Below are 14,137 nucleotides of genomic sequence, written 5' to 3' on the forward strand. Positions count from 1 at the left end.
CGGCTGTTGACAGCGCAGTGACGATGGACATCGGGAGGTGGCGGAAGCCGTGAGCGAGCGCAGCGAGCGAACCATGCACAGGTGCGTGTCCCGCTCAGCGGCTGCCGAGCGCAGCGAGGTGGGCGCATGAGTGGCAAGGACTACGTGGAGAAGGACTACTACAAGGTCCTCGGCGTGCCCAAGGACGCCACCGCCGCCGAGATCAAGAAGACCTACCGGAAGCTGGCGCGCGAGTTCCACCCCGACGCGAACAAGGGTGACGCCAAGGCCGAGGAGCGCTTCAAGGACATCTCCGAGGCGTACGACGTCCTCTCCGACGAGAAGCGCCGCAAGGAGTACGACGAGGCCCGCAGCCTCTTCGCCAACGGCGGTTTCCGCACCGGCGGCCCGGGCACCGGCAGCTACAGCTTCGACTTCGGCGACCTCTTCAGCGGCAGCCAGGGCGGCAGCGGCGGTGGCGGGCTCGGCGACGTCTTCGGCGGCCTCTTCAACCGCGGCGGCGCGCGGCAGGCCCAGCCCCGGCGCGGCGCCGACGTCGAGACCGAGGTGACGCTCTCCTTCGAGGAGGCGGTGGACGGCGCGACCGTCCCGCTGCGGATGACCAGCCAGGCCCCGTGCCGCCACTGCAACGGCACCGGCGCCAAGTCCGGGACCACGCCGCGGGTCTGCCCGACCTGTGTCGGCTCCGGCACCGTCAGCCGTGGCCAGGGCGCCTTCGCGCTCTCCGAGCCCTGCAAGGACTGCCGCGGCCGGGGCATGATCGTCGACGACCCGTGCCCCGACTGCCACGGCAGCGGCCGGGCCAGCTCGGCCCGCACCATGCAGGTCCGCATCCCGGCCGGCGTCCAGGCCGACCAGCGGATCCGGCTCAAGGGCAAGGGCGCCCAGGGTGAACGCGGCGGCCAGCCCGGCGACCTCTACGTCACCGTGCACGTCGATCCCCACCCGGTCTTCGGGCGCAAGGGCGACAACCTCACCGTGACCGTCCCGGTCACCTTCCCCGAGGCGACCCTCGGCGCCACCATCGAGGTGCCCACGCTCAACGGCCCCGCCGTCAAGCTCAAGCTGCCCCCGGGCAGCGCCAACGGCCTCACCATGCGCGCCCGCGGAAAGGGCGCCACCCGCAAGGACGGCACCCGCGGCGACCTCCTCGTCACCGTCGAGGTCGTGGTGCCCCAGCACGTCACCGGTGACGCGCTGAACGCCTTGGAGCAGTACCGCGAGGCCACCGCCTCCGACGACCCGCGAGCCGCCCTCTTCCGGGCGGCGAAGGGAGCGTGACGACCAGATGTCCCCGAATCCGATGAACCCGACCAACCCGATGGACGCCGGTGGCCCGATCGGCCCCGGGCTCGGCGAGGGTCTGCCCGGCAACGGCGCCCGCCGCACCCGGCGAGCGGCGGCCCCGCCGCAGTACGTGCTCACCGAGGAAACCCCGGTGTACGTCATCTCGGTCGCGGCCGAACTCTCCGGCCTCCACCCGCAGACCCTGCGCCAGTACGACCGCCTCGGCCTGGTCAGCCCCGACCGCACCGCCGGCCGCGGCCGCCGCTACTCCGCCCGCGACATCCAGCAGCTGCGCGAGGTCCAGCGGCTCTCCCAGGACGAGGGCATCAACCTGGCCGGCATCAAGCGGATCATCGAGCTGGAGAACCAGGTCGCCGCGCTCCAGGCCCGCATCACCGAACTGGCCGACTCGCTCGACAGCGCCGCCGCCGCCCTCCAGCAGCGCGAGGCCGCCGTCCACGCCTCCTACCGCCGCGACCTCGTCCCCTACCAGCCCCCCACCCCCCAGTCCAGCGCCCTCGTCGTCTGGCGCCCCAAGCGCTGACCCGAGGCACTGCCCACCCCCGCCAGCCGCCGGCTCCCTCCTGTTCGGGGGGTGCCGGCGGCTGGCGTGTGGTGAGAGAGTGCGGTCACATTCCCTCTCCGGAGGGCTCAGCGGATCTGGCATGCTGAAACGTCATCCAGCAGCAACGCTGACGGGACACAGGTATCACGGTAACGGCAAGGAGTCGCGGATGAGTGAACGAGAACAGCCCCTTGCCGCCGGCTCGACCGTCCTCTCGGCAGCGGCAAGAGAGCTATATCTCGCCGTCATCCGGGGAGACGGCAGTCTGCCGACCGGGCCAAATGCCGCGCAGGATGATTCCGCGCGGGACGAGCTGGTGAGGATTGGCCTCCTCGTGCCCGACAGCGATGATCCGACCACCTTCATAGCCGCCGATCCATCCCAGCTTTCGACAATTCTCAGTAATTCATGGCAGCGTCAGGCACTGGATCTGCTGTCCCGTGCCGTATCCCTCCCTTCGGAACTGCAGGAGCTCGCCCGGGAATTTCACGCTCCGAAGCAGCCCGGCGGCTCCATCGAGCACGTCCAGGGGAAGGCCCTTATTCGCCAGCGGGTGCAGCACTTCAGAGATTCCGGCCTGGAGGAAGCCCTTGCGCTCCAGCCCGGGGGCCCTCGTCTCCCGGAGATTCTCTCGGGAATGATCGAGCAGGACCTGGCAACCCTGCGGAGCGGTACGCGGATGCGGACGATCTACCACGCCAGCACCCGCTACCATCAGCCGACCAGGGACTATGTGGCCACACTCGCCCGGGCCGGCGGCCAGTACCGAACCCTGGACGAGCCCTACACGCGGCTCCTGGTGATGGACCGACGCGTTGCCGTGATCCCCATCGTCGATGACATGAGCCTCGCGGCCTTCATATACGACCCGGCGGTCATCGACTACCTCGTCGAGGAAGTGTTCGAGCGGTGCTGGAGCCGGGCACTGGAGTTCGATGGCGCCCGTACGGTTCCCCAGCAGGTGGTGTCCCGCCTGCGCCAAACGATCATTGACCAGATGCTCGAAGGGACCAATCACCGCGTCATCGCACGCCGCCTGGGCATAAGCGAGCGAACACTGGCGCGGCACATAGCCGAAATGCGAGACGACTACAAAGTCGACTCGCTATTTCAGCTCGGATACGTCCTGGGCCGAAAGACGCAGGGGCCTGGCGACTGACGTCCCCGTCGACTTTCGGCCGGTCAGCGAATGGTCCGCCGCCCCGGCAGGCCGTCAGGCACTCGCCCGGCCGGACTCACTGCCAGGAGAGGTCGTCCGCGACAGTCACGGCCGCCTTAACGGTGGTCACATCGTGAGAGCAAGCAGCGTTCGCGAGAGAGCAGACGCCGAGCACAGCGGTGGCAACTGCCAAGGAAAGTACAACCTTACGGACAAATCGGCGCATGTTAGTCACGCCTCCACTCTCTCGTGAGAATCTCCGCCAGAACCAGCAAGCAGGATAACGGCTCACATAGTGCCGCACGAGAGGGAGGCTGTCACCCGCCCCCCGTCTCCGGAGTGTGCGTCATCTCCCTGCCAGGCATACAGATGACACAGGCCAACCCTGGACGTGACACTGCCCCGCGATGGACGATCAGTTCGCTCCCGATGGTCCGGCAGGACACCACACCTTGCCAATGTACCGTCAAATGCCGAGTCGTTCACCAGCAGCACCACTCCAAAGAGCAGCCATATCCAACGCCCCGCCGACGCTCACTCCCCTGGTCGGCCTTCCCCCGGAGTCGACATGACCGAGCCCTACCTGCGTCAGCACGACAGCCAGGCCCCTGAGGGCCGGCGTGCACGTGTGTTCCTGGCCGCGCCGCTGATGCGGCTGACCGGCCCCGCAGACAGTGTGGTGACGCTCGCCAGCCGGACGCGGCTGACGACCCTCCGCACCACCCTCCTCCGCAGCGGCGCCGCCGTGTACAGCGCGCACCACAGCGACGCCTGGACCGTCGCCGGCCGCGCCCCGGAGCCCCGGGTGCCGTCCGACTTCCGGGCGCTGCAGTCCGCGGACCTGGTGTTCGCCTACGTGGGTGCCCCGCTCTCGGCCGGGGTGAGCCTCGAACTCGGTTGGGCGTCGGCACTGCGGAAGCCGATCGTCCTGCTCGTCGACGAGGCCATCACCCACAACCCGCTGATCGCCACGATCGAGCAGGTCGCCCCCGTCCTGCCGCTGGTCTTCGACGACACCTGGTCGCAGGAAGCCCTCCACCACACCGTGGAGACCGCCCTGGACTGGGCCGGTATGGCGCTCTCCCTCCGCGAGGGCTTCTGGACCGCCCCCGGCGACCGCTTCAACGTCCCCCGACAGCAGGCCGCCGTCCCCGGCTACTGGCCGACCGGCGCCGCCACCGGCTGAGCAGAGCTCACCCACCGGGCTCCCCCGCCCGGGCTCCCCGCACCTGCCGGCCCGGCTGGAACAGGGCCTCGGCCTCGTACAGCTCACGCAGGCGGGCGATGTGACCGGCCACCGTCCGTTCGCCGGCCATGACCGGCCGGCAATCGCCCGCTGCGTGAGACCCCGCGCGAGCACGACGCGACGCGGTGTCGTGGGCCAGGGCCATCCGGTAGCGCTCGCGGGCGGCGGCATCGGACAGCCCGGGCTCAGGCATCGCGGGCTCCCCTCATCTGCCAGCCCAGCTGGAACAGGGTCTCGGCGTCGTACAGCTCGCGCAGCCGGGCGATGTGACCGGCGACCGTACGCTCGCTCAGACCCAGGCGGCTCGCGATCGCCCGCTGGGTGAGGCCCTGGGCGAGCAGGCGGCCGACCTGCTCGTGGACGGGTGAGCCGGCGGAGCCGTCGGCGAGAGCCGCCCAGTTGACGCCTTCGGAGAGCTGCCAGAAGCGTTCGAAGACCTCGGCCAGGAAGGTGACCGTCGCCGGATCCTCCACGAACACGGCCGCGTTGAGATCGACCGAGGCGGGGATGACGGCGACGGCGCGATCGAAGATCATCATCTTGGAGAGCGCGAAGGGCGCGACCCGGATGTGGCAGCCGATGTCGGTCAGCCGGGCGGCCAGCCGGGCGGTCGGCCCGTCCAGCCGGGCGGCCGACTCGTAGATGGTGTGGATCGAGCCGCCGGCGTTCAGGTAGGCGCTGACGTGCGCCACGATGTCGTCCGCCGCGTCCATCGGGCGTGCCCCACCCGGTTGGAGGGACAGCGCCTCATGGCACAGCTCCTCCGAGAGTTGTGAGATCCGGTGCTGGATGTTCTCGAAGCCCTCGACGAGCCGGAAGGTTCCGGTGTGGTCGTGGCGCCTCGGCGCGGTGTCGTAGGCATCGGTCAAGTCGCTGAGCAAGTCAGGAAGTTCTTCGGCCTGCACCAGCAGACGGGTGCCTGCCGCGCGGAGGTCGGCGCCGATGCGGGCGGTGACCGAGCGCGGATTGATCGCGCTGAGCGAACCGGTCGAGATGTAGGGCTTCAACAGACCCAGGTCGAGCAGGGTTTGGACAGCCTCGGCGTTCTCCTCCGGGATGTCCGAGATCTTGATCCGGCCGCCCTCGCGCAGGATCGCGCGGTAGAGCTCCCGGGCAGCGTCGTCCGGGAGGGCGATGCCGTGGTCGGTCACGAGCGCTCTCCTCTCATCTGCCAGCCGAGCTGGAAGAGCGTCTCCGCGTCGTGCAGTTCGCGCAGGCGGGCGATGTGACCGGCGACCGTACGCTCGCTCAGGCCCAGGCGGACCGCGACGGACCGCTGGGTGAGGCCCTGGGCGAGCAGGCGGCCGACCTGCTCGTGGACCGGCGACTCATGGGAACCGGCTGCCAGTGCTGCCCAGTTGACGCCTTCGGCCTGCTGCCAGAGCGTTTCGAAGGTGTCGACCACGAAGGCGACCATCGCGGGCTCGTCGACCACGGCGGCGCTGGTGTAGTCCGAGGCGGCGGGGATGAGCGCCACGGAGCGGTCGAAGACCAGGAATCGCTTGAAAGGGATGCCGAGGACGCGGGTGGTGGCCCCGAGCCGGGCGACCTGAGCAGCGAACCGCACGGTCGCCGGGTCGTACTTGGCGGAGAGCTCGTAGAGCGAACGCACGGTGCCACCGCGTTCGTGGAAGCGCCTGGCGCGCTCCAGCGAGTCCGGCAGCTCAACGGCGGGGCGAGGTCCGCCGGGCTGGGCGGCCATGCTCTCTCCCGGGAACTCCTGGCTCAACTGCTCGACCGTGTGCCGGATCCCCTCCTTGCTGGTGATGTACCGCAGCCCCCTCGATTCGCTCTGCCGTTTCGGGCCGGCGTCGTACGCCCGGGTGAGTTCGCCCATCAGCTCGGGGAGCTGCTCGGCGTCCGCGAGCAGACGCGCGCTCTGCAGACGGATCTCGCTGCCGATCCGCTCGATCGCCCCGCGCGGGTCGACCGCGCTGTACGCGGCGTCCTGCAACTGCGGCACCAGCAGGCCGAGTTCCACCAACCGCCCGAGTGCCGCCCGGTCCGCCTGCCCGACTTCGTCGGCGCGGATGCGGCCGCCCTCCCGGAGGATGGCGAGGTAGAGGGCGCGGGCGGCGGGGTCCGGAAGGGCCGCCGCGAGGAGGGCGGAGGGGTCAGCCATGGTGTTCTCCGCGGAGCTGCCAGCCGAGGTGGAAGAGGGTTCGGGCGCCGTAGCGGTCGCGCAGGCGCGAGATGTGGCCGGCGACGGTGCGTTCGCTGAGGCCGAGGCGGGTGGCGACGGCGCGTTGGGTGAGGCCGCGGGCGAGCAGGCGGCCGATGCGGACGGTGGTGGGGTGGGGGGCACCGAGGTGGCGGTCGGCGGGGGTGGCGCGGGCCCAGTCGCGTTCGAAGTGGGCGACCAGGTAGGCGACGGTGCTGGGGTCGGTGACGATGGCGGCACGGCTGCGGTCGGCGGCGGCGGGAATGACGGCGACGGTGCGGTCGAAGACCAGGATGCGCTCGTACGGTTCCGCGAGGATCCGGACCCGGGCGCCCTGCTGGGTGCGGAGGGCGGTCTGGCGGAGCGCGGCGGGGTCGTCGAGGGTGGCCGGCTGGTGGAGGGTGCGCAGGGAGCAGCCGCGGGCGAGCAGGGCGAGGTCCCGGGCGAGGGTCCGCTGGAGTCGGTCGGCGGGCTGGTGGCCGGGGCGGGCGGCGAGCAGCTCGGTCTTGCACTCGGTGTGGAGCTCGGAGATGCGCCGGCGGATGTCGGTGGTGTCGACGGGACCGGACGCGAGGGGACCGGACGCGAGGGGCTCGTAGGTACCGGGACCGGACGCGACGGGCCCGGACGGGACGGCCCCCGGACCGTCGGCGCCGGACGCCCCGCGGAGCGCCTCGTACGCGTGGGCGAGCGGCCGGAGGGTGCCGGGGAGCCGCTCGGCGTGCAGCAGCAGGCGGACGGCGCGGATGCGGAGCTCGGCGCCGATGCGGTCGCCGAGGGCGCGCGGGTTGGCGGCGGTGTAGCCGTTGGCGGTGGGGGTGAGGAGCCCGCGGGCGACGAGGGCGGCGACGGTGGAGCGGTCGGCGGGGCCGAGGTCCTCGGGGCGCAGTCGTCCGCCCCCGCGGGCGGCGGCCAGGTAGAGGGCGCGCTCGGCGGGGCCCGGCTCATCCGTCATCTCGGGCACCTCTCATCAGCCAGCCGAGCTGGAAGAGGGTCTGGGCGCCGTAGCGGTCGCGCAGGCGCGAGATGTGGCCGGCGACGGTGCGTTCGCTGAGGCCGAGGCGGGTGGCGACGGCGCGCTGGGTGAGGCCGCGGGCGAGCAGGCGGCCGACCCGGTCGGGGATGGTACGGGCGGGGCCCTGGCCGAGGGCGGTGGCGGCTTCGGTGGTGTCGGCGCGGGCCCAGTCCCGTTCGAAGCCGCTGATCAGGTAGCTGAGGGCGGCCGGGTCGCTGATGAAGGCGGCGGCGCTGTTGTCGTCGTTGGCGGAGATCACGGCGACGCTGCGGTCGAAGACGATCAGCCGCTGGAAGGGCTCGTCGAGGATCCGGATCTGCGAGCCGTGCCGGGTGACCGCCTCGGCGTAGGCGATCGCGGGCGGTTCGGCGAGCGCGACGGGTTGGTAGATGGTGCGCAGCGAGCAGCCGCGCTGGAGGAGTTGGACGTCCTGGGCGAGGGCGACCTGCAGGGCGTCGGCGGGTCGCTGGCCGGGCTGGGCGGTGAGCACCTCGGAGCGGCAGTCGGAGACCAGTTGGGAGATCCGCTGGCGGATGTGGACGTGACCCTCGACGTGGACGGCGCCGCCGGAGCCGCCGGACGGGCGGGGCATCGCGTCGTAGGCGCGGGTGAGACCGTCCAGGGCGCCGGGGAGGTTCTCGGCGCGGACCAGCAGCCGGGTGGCCTCGCTGCGGAGTTCGGCGCCGAGGCGGTCGCTGACGGAGCGCGGACTGACGGCGGTGTAGCAGCGGTCCATCCGGTTGACCATCACCAGGCCGATGTCGAGGAGTTGCCGGAGTGCGGCGCGCTCCTCGTCGGTGATGTCGGCGAACGGGATGCGGCCGCCCCGGTCGATGACCGCCAGGTACAACTGCCGCGCGGCCTCGTCGGGTTCGCCGCCCTCGGGCATCTGGTGCGGCGTGACCGCCGGTTCCGCCGTCACGTCGCACTCTCCCTGCCGGACGCCTCTCCGCTGTTCCCCCACCCGTACGCGCGGTCCGCGGGTACCGGCTGCCGGGGGCGTTTCACGGTACCGGTCGGACGGTGGACCCCCGGGGCCGGGTGCCGTCGCACACCGGGATCCCGGGGGTCCCCGTCACCACGCCAGGGCTTGGGCGCTTCCGTCGAGGCGGAGCAGCAACGCCTCGCCGGCTCCGGTTCCGGGGGCCATCACCACACATGGACCCCGGCCGGGGCTCTTCCCCCCCGTTCCACGGCTGCGGGATGTTGCATCCGTGGTCAGTCTGAAGAGCAAGTCGCCACCTTCGGGCTGCGGTGCCCGGGCGACCTGGCGTACCTCCACCCTCACAGTGTGACGGCCGGTGAACAAGTGCCGCCCGACTGCAGGTTCGCGCAATTGCAGCTATCTGCATCCGGGCGGGGGTGCGGAGTCGCGGACGGCGGGTCGGATTCCGGTAAAGGCCGAGGCCAGCGGGGGGTGCGAACGCCGACTATCGGCTGGCTGTACACCGTCATCCTGCAGCTGCGCGTTCCTGCAACGCTGACACGCCCCTGACGGCGGGTGGCCGCTCCACGGGGGATGGCCACCCGCAGCCCCGGCCGCCCGCAGCTCAGCGCACCCGCACCGCCCAGGGCTCAGCCCGTCCGCAGCCCCGGCCGCCCACGGCTCAGCCCGTCCGCAGCCCCGGCCACCCGCAGCTCAGCGCGCCAGCAGCCGCCCGCGCAGCAGCCCGGCGGCCGTACCGCCCGTCGCCAGCAGCCAGGCGGTGCCCAGCAGCAGGTAGAGGCCGACGGCCAGCCCGGTGAACCCCCCGAAACCGGTGTGCCGGGCGAGCGCGGAGGCGCCGGTGACGCAGGTGCCGACCGGGAAGGTGAACGCCCACCAGGTCATCGCGAACGGCATCCCGGCCCGCCGGGCGCGCAGGTTGGCGGTGAGCGCGACGGCCAGCCAGAGCATCGCGACGCCGGTCACCGCGACGCCGTACAGCTCGGCCAGCGGCAGCATGACGGGCGCCAGCGAGGGCAGCACCGGCCGGGCCGCGTCGGCGAGCTGGTGGATCGCGGTGACGGACTGGCCGAGCGGGCCGAGCACCAGGAACAGGGTGGGGGTGAGCGCCAGGGCGGGCACCTTGCTGTGGAGCAGCCCGGTGAACACCACCGGCAGCAGCACCAGGGTGGCCAGCAGGCCGACCCCGAACAGCGCCCAGCAGCCGTACAGCAGGGCCTGCTGCGGCAGGCCGGCGGGCAGGTGCGGGACGAGCGCCGGGCCGCACGCGGAGGCGACCAGCGGGGCGACCACGGGCAGCAGCCAGGTCGGGTTGGCCTCCAGGGCGGAGACCGGGTGCCGGGTGATCATCAGGTACGGGATGCCCCCCGCGACGGCCAGCGCGTACAGGGTTCCCACGCCCCACAGGGCGGCGTCCAGGGCGACGGCCGGGCCGGTGCCGATGACCCGCGAGCCGAGCAGCAGGGTGCCGAGCCCGACCGCCAGCAGCGCCATCGGCGGGCAGCCGTAGAAGACGGCGGTGGCCGGGTTGTCCAGCAGCTGGGCGCGGGCCGCCTCGCGGTGCCGGGTGAGGTGCGCCAGCCGGGCCGAGGCCAGCACCAGCAGGGCGGCCGCGCCGAGCGCCCACATCACCTCGCCGAAGCCGATCAGCCCGGGCAGCCGGACCGGAAGGGCGGCGGCGCCGTTGGCCACGATCGCGGTGCCCATCACGGCGGCGTACCAGTTGGGGCCTAGCTGGGCGAGGTCGAGGCGGGAGAGCGGGGAGAGGCCGGTGTGCCAGGAGCGGCGGGAGGGCCGGGAGCGGTCGGCGGGGCGGGTGAGCGGGCGGACATCGGCCGAGGTGGACATGGTCCCACCGTCGCCGAGCGGGGCGGTGGCCGGTAGCGCCGCGGGTTCTATGAGGGCATAGGCTGAACCTATGGCTCTCTCCCCGCACGTCCCCGAACTGGGCGCCCTGGAACTGCTGCTCGCGGTGGCCCGGCTGGGCAGCGTCGGCCGGGCGGCGGCCGAGCTGGGTGTGAGCCAGCCGACGGCGAGTGCCCGGATCAAGGGCATGGAGCGGCAGATCGGCGTCCCCCTGCTGGAGCGCTCGCCGCGGGGCAGCCGGCCGACCGAGGCGGGCCGGCTGGTGGTCGAGTGGGCCCGGCAGGTGGTGGAGGCGGCGCAGGCGCTGGACGCCGGGATCGACGCGCTGCGCGAGCGGCGGGACGCCAAGTTGCGGGTGGTGGCCAGCCTGACGGTCGCCGAGTACCTGATGCCGGGCTGGCTGCTGGCGCTGGCCGAGGCCAGTCCGGGGACGGCGGTGACGCTGCGGACGGCGAACTCCGCGGAGGTGGCCGGGCACGTCCTGGCCGGGGAGGCCGACCTCGGCTTCGTCGAGGGCCCGTCCACCCCGCCCGGGCTGGCCGGCGCCGTGGTGGCGGCGGACCGGCTGGTGGTCGTGGTGGCACCCGGCCACCGGTGGGCGCGCCGCCGGACCCCGCTGACCGGGACGGAGCTGGCGGCCACCCCGCTGGTGCTGCGCGAGCCCGGCTCGGGCACCCGGGAGGTGCTGGAGATGGCGCTGACGCCGTACGGGGGCGCGGTGCCGCCCCGACTGGAACTGGCCTCGTCCACGGCGCTGAAGGCGGCGGCGATGACCGGGGCGGGGCCGGTCTGCCTGAGCGAGCTGGCGGTGGTGGAGGAACTGGCCACCCGGCGGCTGGTCGAGGTTCCGCTGGCGGAGGAGCTGGACCTGCGGCGGCCGCTGCGCGCGGTGTGGCCGGCCGGGCAGCGGCCGGGCGGCCCGGCCCGGGAGCTGCTGGGGCTGACCCGCAGGAGCTCCGGCGAGCCGCCGAGGCGGAGGGGCTGAGGCGGAGGGGCTGAGGACCGCCGGCCCCGAAGGCCCCCTGGGCCCGGCAGGAGCCCCGGGCCCGAAAGGAGGGGCCGGAAGGGGTGCCGGAAAAAAGTTGAGCGAGATACACTCAACTTAGTGCATGCCGTAAGTGGCAGCAGTGAAGGACGACGAGGGAGGATCCCCCAGCAGTGGACGCGAGCAAGTTCACCACCAAGACGCAGGACGCCCTGTCCGCCGCGATCCGGCAGGCGGGCGCGGTCGGCAACCCGGACGTCAAGCCGGTGCACATCCTGATCGCCCTGCTGGAGCAGTCCGAGGGCATCGCCCGGCCCCTGCTGGAGGCGGTCGGGGCGAACGTCTCCCGGATCGACGCCGAGGCCCGCCGCCTGCTGACGGCTCTGCCCAGCGCGATGGGCTCGACGGTCGCCGCGCCGCAGCTGGCCCGGGACACCCTCGCCGTGCTCACCGAGGCCGGCAAGCGCGCGGACGACCTGGACGACCAGTACGTCTCCACCGAGCACCTGATGGTCGGCCTGGCCGCCGAGGGAGGGGCGGTCGCCGAGCTGCTGGTGCAGCAGGGCGCGACGCCCAAGGCGCTGCTGGCCGCCTTCAAGGACGTCCGGGGCAGCGGCCGGGTCACCTCGCCGGATCCGGAGGGCACCTACAAGGCCCTGGAGAAGTTCGGTACCGACCTCACCCAGGCCGCCCGGGACGGCAAGCTCGATCCGGTGATCGGCCGTGACCACGAGATCCGCCGGGTGGTCCAGGTGCTCTCCCGCCGGACGAAGAACAACCCGGTGCTGATCGGCGAGCCCGGCGTCGGCAAGACGGCCGTGGTCGAGGGCCTCGCCCAGCGCATCGTGGCCGGTGACGTGCCGGAGTCGCTGCGCGGCAAGCGGCTGGTCGCGCTGGACCTCGGCGCGATGGTCGCGGGCGCCAAGTTCCGCGGCGAGTTCGAGGAGCGGCTGAAGGCCGTCCTGAACGACATCAAGGCCTCCGACGGCCAGGTGGTCACCTTCATCGACGAGCTGCACACCGTGGTCGGCGCGGGCGCCGGCGGCGACTCCGCGATGGACGCGGGCAACATGCTCAAGCCGATGCTGGCCCGCGGCGAGCTGCGGATGGTCGGCGCCACCACGCTGGACGAGTACCGCGAGCGGATCGAGAAGGACCCGGCCCTGGAGCGCCGCTTCCAGCAGGTGCTGGTCGGCGAGCCCAGCGTGGAGGACTCGATCGCCATCCTGCGCGGCCTCAAGGGCCGGTACGAGGCGCACCACAAGGTGCAGATCTCGGACGCCGCCCTGGTCGCCGCCGCCACCCTGTCCAACCGCTACATCACCTCCCGCTTCCTGCCCGACAAGGCGATCGACCTGGTCGACGAGGCCGCCTCCCGGCTGCGGATGGAGATCGACTCCTCCCCGGTCGAGATCGACGAACTCCAGCGCGCCGTCGACCGGTTGCGGATGGAGGAGCTGGCCCTGGAGAAGGAGTCGGACCCGGCCTCGGTCGACCGGCTGGCCCGGCTGCGGCGCGATCTGGCCGACAAGAACGAGCAGTTGAGCGTGCTGACGGCGCGCTGGGACCAGGAGAAGAAGAGCCTCAACCGGGTCGGCGAGCTCAAGGAGCGGCTGGACGACCTGCACGGCGCGCTCGAACGGGCGCAGCGCGACGGGGACTTCGAGCGGGCCTCCAAGCTCATGTACGCCGAGATCCCGGCCGCCGAGAAGGAGCTCAGCGACGCCCAGGACCGCGCCGCCGACCAGGACTCCTCCGCCTCGATGGTCAAGGAGGAGGTCGGCCCGGACGACGTGGCCGATGTGGTCGCCTCCTGGACGGGCATCCCGGCCGGCCGCCTGCTGGAGGGCGAGAGCGCCAAGCTCCTGCGCATGGAGGAGGAGTTGGGCAAGCGCCTGATCGGACAGGCGGAGGCCGTGCAGGCGGTCTCGGACGCGGTACGCCGTACCCGCTCGGGCATCGCCGACCCGGACCGCCCGACCGGCTCCTTCCTCTTCCTCGGCCCCACGGGCGTCGGCAAGACCGAACTCGCCAAGGCCCTGGCCGACTTCCTGTTCGACGACGAGCGGGCGATGGTCCGGATCGACATGAGCGAGTACGGCGAGAAGCACTCGGTCTCCCGCCTGGTCGGCGCCCCGCCCGGGTACGTCGGCTACGAGGAGGGCGGCCAGCTCACCGAGGCGGTCCGCCGCCGCCCCTACAGCGTGGTGCTGCTGGACGAGGTCGAGAAGGCCCACCCCGAGGTCTTCGACGTGCTGCTCCAGGTGCTCGACGACGGCCGGCTCACCGACGGCCAGGGCCGCACGGTGGACTTCCGCAACGCGATCCTGATCCTCACCTCCAACCTGGGCAGCCAGTACTTGGTGGACCCGGCCATCCCGGAGGAGCGGAAGAAGGCCCTGGTGCTGGACTCCGTCCGGACCGCGTTCAAGCCGGAGTTCCTCAACCGGCTGGACGACATCGTGGTCTTCGACCCGCTGGGCACCGACGAGCTCAGCCGCATCGTCGACCTGCAGGTGGCCCGCCTCGGCGAGCGGCTGCGCGAGCGGCGGCTCACCCTGGACGTCTCCGCGGCCGCCCGCGACTGGCTGGCGCTCACCGGGTACGACCCGGCGTACGGCGCCCGCCCGCTGCGCCGACTGGTGCAGTCCGCGATCGGCGACCAGCTGGCCCGGGCGATCCTGTCCGGCCAGGTGCACGACGGGGACACCGTCCTGGTCGATCGGGACGACGAGGGCGACCACCTCACCGTCCGCAGCCGGGTCCCGCTGGAGAAGTAGCGACGGTGCACCGTACGGGCCGTTCCCCTCGCACGCGCGAGGGGAACGGCCCGCACCGCATGCGAGCCCGCACCGCATGCGCGCCCGCACCGCTTTCCTGGGCCGGCCGCTTTCCTGGGGCCGTCCG

At 72.5% G+C, this 14,137-nt stretch carries 12 protein-coding genes; 6 read left to right on the plus strand and 6 right to left on the minus strand.

Going from position 1 to position 14,137, the window contains the following annotated elements; genetic code table 11:
- Positions 1 to 126 precede the first annotated feature (126 nt).
- The 4 genes from dnaJ to ACIRVF_RS16265 all read left to right on the plus strand — a co-directional run bounded on the left by dnaJ (position 127) and on the right by ACIRVF_RS16265 (position 4,197).
- A complete protein-coding gene (dnaJ, locus tag ACIRVF_RS16250; protein WP_402817288.1) occupies positions 127 to 1,281 on the plus strand; it encodes a molecular chaperone DnaJ in 1,155 nt (384 codons plus the stop codon).
- A 40-nt stretch (positions 1,282 to 1,321) separates the two neighbouring features.
- Positions 1,322 to 1,831: a heat shock protein transcriptional repressor HspR gene (locus tag ACIRVF_RS16255; RefSeq protein WP_402817523.1), complete on the plus strand. Its 510-nt coding sequence runs from the start codon at positions 1,322 to 1,324 to the stop codon at positions 1,829 to 1,831.
- 190 nt (positions 1,832 to 2,021) lie between these two features.
- On the plus strand, positions 2,022 to 3,011 hold the full coding sequence (locus ACIRVF_RS16260; RefSeq protein WP_402817290.1) for a hypothetical protein: 990 nt from the start codon (positions 2,022 to 2,024) through the stop codon (positions 3,009 to 3,011).
- A gap of 568 nt (positions 3,012 to 3,579) precedes the next feature.
- The gene (locus tag ACIRVF_RS16265) at positions 3,580 to 4,197 is read left to right on the plus strand and encodes a hypothetical protein (protein ID WP_396237778.1); all 618 of its coding nucleotides are present in this window, start codon (positions 3,580 to 3,582) and stop codon (positions 4,195 to 4,197) included.
- A 7-nt stretch (positions 4,198 to 4,204) separates the two neighbouring features.
- On the opposite strand, the gene ACIRVF_RS16270 is transcribed toward ACIRVF_RS16265, so the two are convergent.
- The 6 genes from ACIRVF_RS16270 to ACIRVF_RS16295 all read right to left on the minus strand — a co-directional run bounded on the left by ACIRVF_RS16270 (position 4,205) and on the right by ACIRVF_RS16295 (position 10,227).
- Complete coding sequence (locus ACIRVF_RS16270; protein ID WP_402817292.1) at positions 4,205 to 4,450, minus strand: hypothetical protein; 246 nt, start codon at positions 4,448 to 4,450, stop codon at positions 4,205 to 4,207.
- Positions 4,443 to 5,408, minus strand: coding sequence for a LuxR C-terminal-related transcriptional regulator (locus ACIRVF_RS16275; protein WP_402817294.1), 966 nt, complete (start codon positions 5,406 to 5,408; stop codon positions 4,443 to 4,445). The genes ACIRVF_RS16270 and ACIRVF_RS16275 overlap by 8 nt, the downstream gene beginning before the upstream one ends.
- Positions 5,405 to 6,379: a LuxR family transcriptional regulator gene (locus ACIRVF_RS16280; RefSeq protein WP_402817296.1), complete on the minus strand. Its 975-nt coding sequence runs from the start codon at positions 6,377 to 6,379 to the stop codon at positions 5,405 to 5,407. Before ACIRVF_RS16280 ends, ACIRVF_RS16275 begins: the two co-directional genes overlap by 4 nt.
- On the minus strand, positions 6,372 to 7,373 hold the full coding sequence (locus tag ACIRVF_RS16285) for a LuxR family transcriptional regulator (protein WP_402817298.1): 1,002 nt from the start codon (positions 7,371 to 7,373) through the stop codon (positions 6,372 to 6,374). The genes ACIRVF_RS16280 and ACIRVF_RS16285 overlap by 8 nt, the downstream gene beginning before the upstream one ends.
- Positions 7,363 to 8,355: a LuxR family transcriptional regulator gene (locus ACIRVF_RS16290; RefSeq protein ID WP_402817299.1), complete on the minus strand. Its 993-nt coding sequence runs from the start codon at positions 8,353 to 8,355 to the stop codon at positions 7,363 to 7,365. The genes ACIRVF_RS16285 and ACIRVF_RS16290 overlap by 11 nt, the downstream gene beginning before the upstream one ends.
- A 717-nt stretch (positions 8,356 to 9,072) precedes the next feature.
- Positions 9,073 to 10,227 carry a TDT family transporter gene (locus ACIRVF_RS16295; RefSeq protein WP_402817300.1) on the minus strand — a complete coding sequence of 385 codons (1,155 nt, stop codon included), beginning with the start codon at positions 10,225 to 10,227 and terminating at the stop codon, positions 9,073 to 9,075.
- 70 nt (positions 10,228 to 10,297) lie between these two features.
- On the opposite strand from ACIRVF_RS16295, the gene ACIRVF_RS16300 reads away from it, so the two are divergent.
- Positions 10,298 to 11,230 (plus strand): LysR family transcriptional regulator, encoded by a 933-nt coding sequence (locus tag ACIRVF_RS16300; RefSeq protein ID WP_402817301.1) that lies wholly within the window; start codon positions 10,298 to 10,300, stop codon positions 11,228 to 11,230.
- 173 nt (positions 11,231 to 11,403) lie between these two features.
- Entirely contained in the window at positions 11,404 to 14,010 is a 2,607-nt protein-coding gene (gene clpB, locus ACIRVF_RS16305) for an ATP-dependent chaperone ClpB (RefSeq protein ID WP_402817303.1), read from the plus strand.
- The last annotated feature ends 127 nt before the right edge of the window (positions 14,011 to 14,137 follow it).

It is taken from the genome of Kitasatospora sp. NPDC101157 (genome assembly GCF_044768255.1).
GTDB lineage: Bacteria > Actinomycetota > Actinomycetes > Streptomycetales > Streptomycetaceae > Kitasatospora.

What these genes read in the sequence shown, in the direction of transcription:
- dnaJ (WP_402817288.1), top strand. Translation starts at nt 127, where the DNA reads ATGAGTGGCAAGGACTACGTGGAGAAGGACTACTACAAGGTCCTCGGC.
- ACIRVF_RS16255 (WP_402817523.1), top strand. Translation starts at nt 1,322, where the DNA reads ATGGACGCCGGTGGCCCGATCGGCCCCGGGCTCGGCGAGGGTCTGCCC.
- ACIRVF_RS16260 (WP_402817290.1), top strand. Translation starts at nt 2,022, where the DNA reads ATGAGTGAACGAGAACAGCCCCTTGCCGCCGGCTCGACCGTCCTCTCG.
- ACIRVF_RS16265 (WP_396237778.1), top strand. Translation starts at nt 3,580, where the DNA reads ATGACCGAGCCCTACCTGCGTCAGCACGACAGCCAGGCCCCTGAGGGC.
- ACIRVF_RS16270 (WP_402817292.1), bottom strand. Translation starts at nt 4,450, where the DNA reads ATGCCTGAGCCCGGGCTGTCCGATGCCGCCGCCCGCGAGCGCTACCGG.
- ACIRVF_RS16280 (WP_402817296.1), bottom strand. Translation starts at nt 6,379, where the DNA reads ATGGCTGACCCCTCCGCCCTCCTCGCGGCGGCCCTTCCGGACCCCGCC.
- ACIRVF_RS16285 (WP_402817298.1), bottom strand. Translation starts at nt 7,373, where the DNA reads ATGACGGATGAGCCGGGCCCCGCCGAGCGCGCCCTCTACCTGGCCGCC.
- ACIRVF_RS16295 (WP_402817300.1), bottom strand. Translation starts at nt 10,227, where the DNA reads ATGTCCACCTCGGCCGATGTCCGCCCGCTCACCCGCCCCGCCGACCGC.
- ACIRVF_RS16300 (WP_402817301.1), top strand. Translation starts at nt 10,298, where the DNA reads ATGGCTCTCTCCCCGCACGTCCCCGAACTGGGCGCCCTGGAACTGCTG.